Below are 7,793 nucleotides of genomic sequence, written 5' to 3'. Positions count from 1 at the left end.
TGGTTCAAGAATCTGTTTCAGCAAGTCAATCTGACTCGTTGGTACAAGCCTCGGTTTCGGCAAGTGAATCAAATTCATTGGTTCAAGAATCAGTTTCAGCTAGTCAATCAGACTCGCAGGTTCAGGCATCTGTATCTGCCAGTCAATCAGAGTCGTTGGTACAAGCATCCGTTTCAGTGAGTCAATCACAATCTACTTCTGATGTCGAATCTAAGTCTCAAAATACAGAATCTATGTCCTTTTCTCGTTCTGATTCAATGAGTCAGTCGGAATCGCAAGTATCGACTGATTTGCGATCAACATCATTGAGTCAATCGGACTCGTTAGTGCGAGAGTCTGTTTCAGCTAGTGAATCCGACTCGCAGGTTCAAGCCTCAGTTTCAGTGAGTCAGTCAGAGTCGTTGCTTCAGGAATCAGTTTCTGCAAGCCAGTCTGAATTGTTGATTAAAGAATCTGTTTCTGTCAGTCAATCAGACTCGTTGGTACAAGCGTCCGTTTCTGCCAGCCAATCGGATTCGTTGGTTCAAGCATCTGTATTGACCAGCCAATCAGAATCGCTAGTTCAAGAGTCGATTTCAGCTAGTCAATCAGACTCGTTAGTACAAGAATCCGTTTCGGCAATTCAATCCGACTCCTTGGCCCAAGCATCCGTTTCAGCAAGTGAATCAGAATCGCTAATCCAAGAGTCGATCTCAACTAGTCAATCCGAGTCTTTGGTTCAAGCGTCCGTTTCTACTAGTCAATCAGACTCGTTAGTCCAAGCATCCGTTTCAGCAAGTCAATCTGAATCCTTGGTTCAAGAGTCCGTTTCGACTAGCCAATCCGAGTCATTGGTTCAGGAATCCGTATCTGCCAGCCAGTCCGATTCACTGGTACAAGAATCAGTTTCTTCAAGTCAATCTGACTCCTTGGCCCAGGCATCCGTTTCGGCAAGTGAATCAAATTCATTGGCTCAAGAATCTATCTCTGCCAGTCAATCAGATTCATTAGTTCAAGCTTCTGCTTCGACAAGCGAATCAGCTTCAACTTCTCATGTTGTAGCTGCATCGCAGGTTTCAGAGTCTGGATCGTTCTCTCGATCAGTTTCGGAGAGTCTATCTGCTTCACAATGGACATCCTATTCAGAATCTCTAGCGTCAGCCTCACTATCGAAGTCTGACTCCTATAGCCAATCAACTTCGCTCCTTTCAGCAAGCGAATCGGCTTCAACGTCCATGCCAGTATCTGAATTTCCTTTGACGAGTGTTTCAGATTCTAGAAGTGCATCATCAACAGAGAGTCAATCCTTATCGCAGGAAATTTCTGAATGGATCAGTGTGTCTTATGCGTCAAGTTTCTCTGCTGTGACAAGTTCTTCGGAGTCTGTCGTGTCTTCGTTTGGCACCTCTTACTCAGAATCTCCATCAGATGCAAGCTCACTAACTGCGACGCATTCTTCAGGATCTGCTCTTCCAGAGACAGGTTCTCGTCCTTCATCTAATATCCTTGCTACAGGAGCTTCCATTCTTCTGTCTGGATTAGCCCTTTTAGGAATTCGGAAAAAAGATGGCAAATAAAACCTTAAAAGACCGGAATGAACCGGTCTTTTATTGATCTAGAATGTCTAAGAAGTTGGGAAATATGTTATAATGAATGAGGAAGTTTTCGTTGAGGGATATGAAAAAGGTTACTTTGTAAAAAGCTCTGTTTGCCTTCATATCTTCAGAAAATATGGGATTAAAAAAGAAGAGTCAGAGGAAAGAGATGAAAATCCATTTTACAAATTTATTTGGGCAATCTTCGAAAAGTGTTGCCCTGATGGCACAAAACGATATTATGAATGTCGTTCGTGAACTTGGGGTCAATGAATTAGGGATCTACTTTTATGATCATAGCAATGAACCAGCTAGCGAATTGAATTCGCGGATGGATGGGATTTTAGCAGGCGTTGCTTTTGGGGATATTGTCTTCGTTCAATCTCCTTCTTGGAATGGAATTGAGTGGGACCGCCGTTTGGTTGATAAGTTAAAACTCCTTCAAACCAAGCTGGTCATGTTTATCCATGATGTTCCACCACTCATGTTTGAGAGCAATTATTACCTAATGCCTAACTATATCGACATGTACAATCAGAGTGATTTGGTCGTTGTTCCGTCAGAGCAAATGTACCATCGTCTAGTATCAGAAGGACTCACAGTGAAAAAATATGTGGTCCAAAAGTTGTGGGATTTGACCCACAGTTTGGATCTCTATACTCCGCAATTTGAGAAAAAACTGATCTTCTCAGGAAATCCTTCGCGTTTCCCACATATCATCGATTGGAAATATGAGACACCCCTTCATGTCTATACTGAACCAGTTGAAGGAGTCGATTATTCTAAGATCCATATGGAAGGCTGGCGGACTAAGCAAGAGTTGCTTCTCGAACTTTCCAAGGGTGGTTTTGGGCTTGTCTGGGGAAATTCAGAGAATCCTGAGGATGAGCGGGATTACTACAAAGAAAATATTTCTTACAAACTATCAACTTATCTATCTGCTGGTCTTCCAGTAGTAGTGCCAGACTATTTGTCAAATGCAGACTATATTCGAGAAAAAGGGCTCGGCTTTGTAGCTTCCAGTCTTGAAGAAGCCAATCGTTTGGTCCAAGACTGTACAGAAGAAGAGTATGCTCAAATGGTCCGAAAGGCTCAATATACTTCTTATTTGATCCGCAATGGCTATTTTACAAAGAAATTATTTGTCGATACCATCATGGCTTTAGGAGAATAATATCCAAGTAAACAAGATTCTTCAGATAAACATCTGAAGGATTTTTTGTTGAATACGGTACCAAATGGGGAAATTGAAATATTATCAAATATTAGTGACAAATGAGTTTGGAAAAGTCGCAAATTATGGTAAAATAAGTTGAGATAAAATGCTCTAAAGGCACATATTTTAAGGCTGTTTCCCAGGTGGAAGAGTCAAAATGAGTAAGAGAAAGTTTAAAAGAAATGTTAAAACGATCTGAAGTAGGAAAGAGATTTTGTTGGACGATATTTTTCGTCTTTATTTATGTTTTGGGAAGTAAAATTTCCCTGCCTTTTGTTGACTTATCAAAGGCCCTGAGACTCAATGAGGGAACGACAACGGGTTTGCAGCTCTCAAGCGCTGTGATGGGGGGAAACCTCCGCGGAATGTCTATCTTTTCGATCGGTCTATCGCCATGGATGTCTTCCATGATTTTGTGGCGGATGTTTACCGTTTCAAAACGCTTTAACCTTGAAAAAACCAGCACGGAGATAGTGGAGCGGCGAAAGATGTACGTGACCTTGGCGCTCGCCATCGTCCAGTCTTTGGCAGTGGCCATGTATCTCCCCTTGAAGACAGGGTTGAACTCCGGACTTGTCATTGCGGTCAATACCATGATTATGGTAGCCGGAGCCTTCTTTTTAGTTTGGCTCTCCGATCTAAATGCCGCTTTGGGGCTTGGAAGTTCTGTTGTGATCATGATGGCTGGGATGGTTATGTACCTGCCAGAAGACGTGATGCAGACCCTTTCAAATGTCAATAATATCCCAGAAATCGCTTATGTTCTGGGCGTGATTTTCATCTTGATTTTTGTCTATGTGGCAGTCTTGGTGGAATATTCCAAGTACCAGATTCCTGTCAATAAATTAGGGATCCACAACAACTTGAAAAGTTATACTTTTTTGGATATCAAGCTCAACCCGGCAGGAGGGATGCCCTTCATGTACGCCATGACCTTGGTGTCCATTCCTCAGTATGCTATGCTCTTGATCTTGTCAATGGATTCCAATGCCAAGTGGGCTGCTCGTTTAGCCAAACACTTGGTGATGGGAGATCCGATTTGGATTCTTCTTTACATTCTGATGATCGCCCTTCTCTCTTTTGCTTTCGCCTTTGTCAATGTGAATGGAGAAGAAATTGCAGATAAGATGATGAAGGCTTCCGAGTATATCGATCATGTTTATCCTGGAGCAGATACACGTCGCTATATCAATAAAATTGTGCTACGCTTGACGGTTTTTGGGACCTTGTATCTGATCCTCTTCACGGCGCTTCCTTTTTCTCTCTTGTTATGGGATAAAGATCTCTTGCGCTTGACTATGATTCCAGGAACCTTCCTCATGTTTGTCGGGATGATTTACAATATCCGAGAAGAAATTCGTGCCCTTCGTGTGAATCAACGTTATACAAGAATATTCTAGGAGTAACCATGTATTATTTTGTACCAGCCTGGTATGGAACGGACCGCATCTGGCAGCAAACAGCTACCCCTTGGTACTGGATGCGAGAGTCCATTGAATTTGACGATACCATTAATCAAGTTCGTATTTTTCAAGAAGCAGAAATGGATCGGATCTTATTGTTGCCTCAATATAGTCCACAACTGCGCTATTTTTTACACCGCCAAGATTTGTTAGAGACAGATGTCTTTTCGATTTTTGATAAGATCCAACAGGTTCCGTCTGATTTGGCTATGCGCCCAGTTCAGCTTCAGGACATCGAATGGCCGAGTGAGACCACTTTTTCCTATACTCCCTTTTTGGTAATGGCATTTCGTAAGGGCCACCACCTAGCGAAAATTGATATGGGAGTGGATGGAAACCTTCTCTCTTTGACCCGTTATAAGAATGACGAGATCAGCTACATCGAGTACATAGATGATCGTGGCTTTATCTCTAGTCGAATCTACTACAATGAGGGGAAACCTTATTTCCAAGAGTATCTGAGTTTTGATGGGCAATGGGTTTTGAGAGAGATGTTGATCGAAGAGAACCACTCCGTTATGGTCAATGAAGCTTTCTCTCATGCCTTCAAAAAAGAAAGCTATGCCAATATGGGAGACGTTGTCGCTGAAAAAATGAAGGAACAGCTAGCAACCTTGGTTCCAGGAAGAGATCAGTTGGTTTTGGCAGCTCATCCAGCAAATTTGGCTTTTTTACAAGATACAGCAAGTAGTGTCAAGAAAGTCTTGTCTTTTTATGGGGATCGTCAGCCCTTGTCTGCCGAAAACTTTGCCCTTTATTTTGATATGATTGATGCCCAGCTCTTGATCACAGATAGTGAAAAAACCAAAGAAGCGATTGGGGTCTTTTCTCCTAGCTTGGCTCAGAAGACACACCGGATTACCTCTTTTGACTCCCGCCTTCGTTTGGGATCTAGTCAGGAGCGCAAGGAATCAAAGATTTACTTTTATGTCAATGAAGCTGAGCTTCCAAGTAAGAGCCAGCTCAAAAAGGTTCTGGAGGTCTTGGGGCAACATCCTTTATTTGAAGTTGTTTTTGCATTTTACAATGGATCACCGGAGCGTGTTAAGGAATTAGAAGGGCAACTCGAGGAATTGATCGCTAGCGAGCAGGACTTGCATCTGGTTCAATCACCAGCCCAAATGGAAGGGCTTGGGGAAAACCAGATTATCGATGAAGAGTCCCTACAAGACGCACCGGACTATCGCTTTGTAGTTAAGAATTTTTCAAATGAAAATGACATTATTCAAGAGTTGGAAAAAACACGCTTGATCGTAGATTTAAGCGAGGAACCCAACCTCTACACGCAAATCGCGGGGATCTCTGCTGGGATTCCACAGGTCAACCGCGTCCAGACAGAATATGTTGATCATTTGAAAAATGGCTATGTCTTATCAAAGGGAGACAAGGAATTAGAAAAGGCAATCACGCACTTCTTATTGGAATTGAAGCCTTGGAACGAAGCCTTGGTCTACTCGATCGAAAAAATTCAAGAATACACCGGTCAACGCTTGATCGAGAAATGGGAAGGATGGATGAAAGAACGTCATGGATAAAAAACAACAAATACCCCATATTCTCCAAATTGGCTCAAGCAGTTGGCAGGATCAGGTGGAGCTTCCTGCTGGACTAGGCTGGCACTTTTTTCAAGCTAACGCTCTTCCATCACTCAAAGAATATATGGAAGAAGAGGAAATCTCCAAATTCAAAGCCTTGATTCTGGAAAAGCCAGAAGATTTATTAGCTTTAGGAGAAGACCTGGCTTATTTCCAACCGTATACCGTTTTTTATGATAAAAGCTATGAACTAGAGGCGCCTTCTGAAGAATTGGCCCACCTCTTAAGACTCAAGCAAGCAAGACCCTGGGATTTCTCAAACAAGCATCAATTTCTCTATGTCTTAGAGCGTTTTTTATACGACAATCAATATGGAGATGCCTTTACGGTTCGTGACCTGCGAGTGAGACCTGATTTTGCTGGCCAGCAAACGGTGCTGGGGCAACATTTTCTGAAGCTAGATGGATCATACGGTGAAGAGTTTACACCGATTGCTCAGTGGGTCTACAACTACGTGTATGATGCTAGCCGTCCCATCAATTTTTGGTTGGAATATGAAAAAGATCCAAGCTGTCAGCTGCAATTGCGGATTCAATTTTACCGCTTTGGTGCTCTGGGAGAGTGGGTCGAAGATGCAGTCTTTTCAGAAGAAGAGATGGAGCAACCACTAGAATTGGATGGAGCAGAGCCTTATTACCTAGCCTTTTCGCTGGAAGCAAAAGGAGAAGGGACACTTACGATCGGAGCCCTACATAAGCGCTTGTCACATGGTCCTTTAGGAGAGATGACCGTAGGAGCTAAGACGCTACGGGACCACAAACGCCAAGAAATTTTTGCTTATTTCCATCCTGGCGATATGAAACCACCTTTAAACATTTACTTTTCTGGGTATCGTCCGGCTGAAGGTTTTGAAGGGTTTGGGATGATGCGTGCGATGGGGAGTCCCTTTATTCTCTTTTCTGACCCAAGACTGGAAGGTGGATCCTTCTATATGGGCTCAGAAGAATTGGAAAGTCAAATCACTGCCTTTATTGATCAGCACTTGGACTTGCTCGGCTTTGAGCCAAAAGATATGAATTTTTCAGGCTTGTCCATGGGGACCTTTGGTGCCCTTTACTATGGTGCTCTTTATTCTCCTCATGCGATCTTGGTCGGAAAACCTATTGTCAACCTGGGGGATGTCGCTGCCAATCTGAAATTTAAACGTCCAGATGAGTTTGGAACATCTCTAGACATGATGCAGTTGATCGTTGGGCAAGTGTCACAAGAAGGGATCGGTCAGCTCAATCAACGTTTCTGGGACCGGTTTGAAAAAGCGGACTTTAAGGATACCATTCTAGCCCTTGCCTATATGCGGGATGATGACTACGACCAGCAGGCCTATCCAGATATTTTAGAAGCCTTGTATGAATTACCGGTTCGTATTATCAGTACCAGTCGCGCTGGCCGACACAATGATGCGAGTGGTCCGATCATTGAGTGGTTTGTGACCCAGTACAAAGAAATCATGGAAAGAGACTTTGGAAGAAGCCAATGATAAAAATAAAAGAAAATGAAAGCAGACGAATCTACTGGGGCGATACCGTTCTTGCAGATTATCTTTGGGGGTCAACGATTCAAGCAACTGCCCAAGGAAGCGTTCAATTTCAGAACCCCCTCATGCCATCTGGTCAAGTACTGAAAACCTGGCATTCGCAGACGAATTTTGGGGCAACTCGTCAAATTCCTAGCCTGCCCCTGCTCAAAAGAGAGCAAGATTATGAATTGGTTATCACGATGGAAGCGACCCCCACTCATACCGTTATGGTAGAAATTATCTTTAGAGATCGCTTTGGAGACCTTGTTGGCCGTCGAGTAACCGCAGAAGGTCGCTTGCAGTTCACCTATCCAGATCAAGCTTACGCCTACGAAGTACGCTTGCTCAGTGCAGGTTTGCAAGAGTTCACCTTCCACTATTTCACTATTTACCCAATATCGTCTGAGGGAGCAGAAGTTCTCGAATAGA

The 7,793-nt window shown here is 43.2% G+C and carries 6 protein-coding genes; all 6 read left to right on the top strand.

The window, feature by feature from the left end; genetic code table 11:
• A partial coding sequence (locus tag HMPREF3002_RS06645; protein ID WP_141754496.1) for an LPXTG cell wall anchor domain-containing protein occupies nucleotides 1-1,556 on the top strand: 1,556 nt, incomplete at its 5' end.
• A 187-nt stretch (nucleotides 1,557-1,743) separates the two neighbouring features.
• On the top strand, nucleotides 1,744-2,748 hold the full coding sequence (locus HMPREF3002_RS06640; RefSeq protein ID WP_070665694.1) for a sugar transferase: 1,005 nt from the start codon (nucleotides 1,744-1,746) through the stop codon (nucleotides 2,746-2,748).
• 224 nt (nucleotides 2,749-2,972) lie between these two features.
• Nucleotides 2,973-4,190, top strand: a complete 1,218-nt coding sequence (gene secY2, locus HMPREF3002_RS06635) for an accessory Sec system protein translocase subunit SecY2 (RefSeq protein WP_070665691.1) — start codon at nucleotides 2,973-2,975, stop codon at nucleotides 4,188-4,190.
• 8 nt (nucleotides 4,191-4,198) lie between these two features.
• Nucleotides 4,199-5,788: an accessory Sec system protein Asp1 gene (asp1, locus tag HMPREF3002_RS06630; protein WP_070665688.1), complete on the top strand. Its 1,590-nt coding sequence runs from the start codon at nucleotides 4,199-4,201 to the stop codon at nucleotides 5,786-5,788.
• Entirely contained in the window at nucleotides 5,781-7,325 is a 1,545-nt protein-coding gene (gene asp2 / locus HMPREF3002_RS06625; RefSeq protein ID WP_070665685.1) for an accessory Sec system protein Asp2, read from the top strand. The genes asp1 and asp2 overlap by 8 nt, the downstream gene beginning before the upstream one ends.
• The gene (asp3, locus tag HMPREF3002_RS06620; RefSeq protein WP_070665681.1) at nucleotides 7,322-7,792 is read left to right on the top strand and encodes an accessory Sec system protein Asp3; all 471 of its coding nucleotides are present in this window, start codon (nucleotides 7,322-7,324) and stop codon (nucleotides 7,790-7,792) included. Before asp2 ends, asp3 begins: the two co-directional genes overlap by 4 nt.
• Nucleotide 7,793 lies beyond the last annotated feature (1 nt).

Origin of the sequence: Streptococcus sp. HMSC065E03 (assembly GCF_001815045.1) — a bacterium.
In the GTDB taxonomy this organism is placed as follows: Bacteria; Bacillota; Bacilli; order Lactobacillales; family Streptococcaceae; genus Streptococcus; species Streptococcus parasanguinis_AD.
Note: the sequence above shows the minus strand (reverse complement) of the source record. Positions and strands in the feature narration are given on the sequence as shown.

Excerpts from the sequence above, each read along its gene's own strand:
- asp3 (WP_070665681.1), top strand. The coding sequence starts at position 7,322 with ATGATAAAAATAAAAGAAAATGAAAGCAGACGAATCTACTGGGGCGAT.
- HMPREF3002_RS06640 (WP_070665694.1), top strand. The coding sequence starts at position 1,744 with ATGAAAATCCATTTTACAAATTTATTTGGGCAATCTTCGAAAAGTGTT.
- asp1 (WP_070665688.1), top strand. The coding sequence starts at position 4,199 with ATGTATTATTTTGTACCAGCCTGGTATGGAACGGACCGCATCTGGCAG.
- secY2 (WP_070665691.1), top strand. The coding sequence starts at position 2,973 with ATGTTAAAACGATCTGAAGTAGGAAAGAGATTTTGTTGGACGATATTT.
- asp2 (WP_070665685.1), top strand. The coding sequence starts at position 5,781 with ATGGATAAAAAACAACAAATACCCCATATTCTCCAAATTGGCTCAAGC.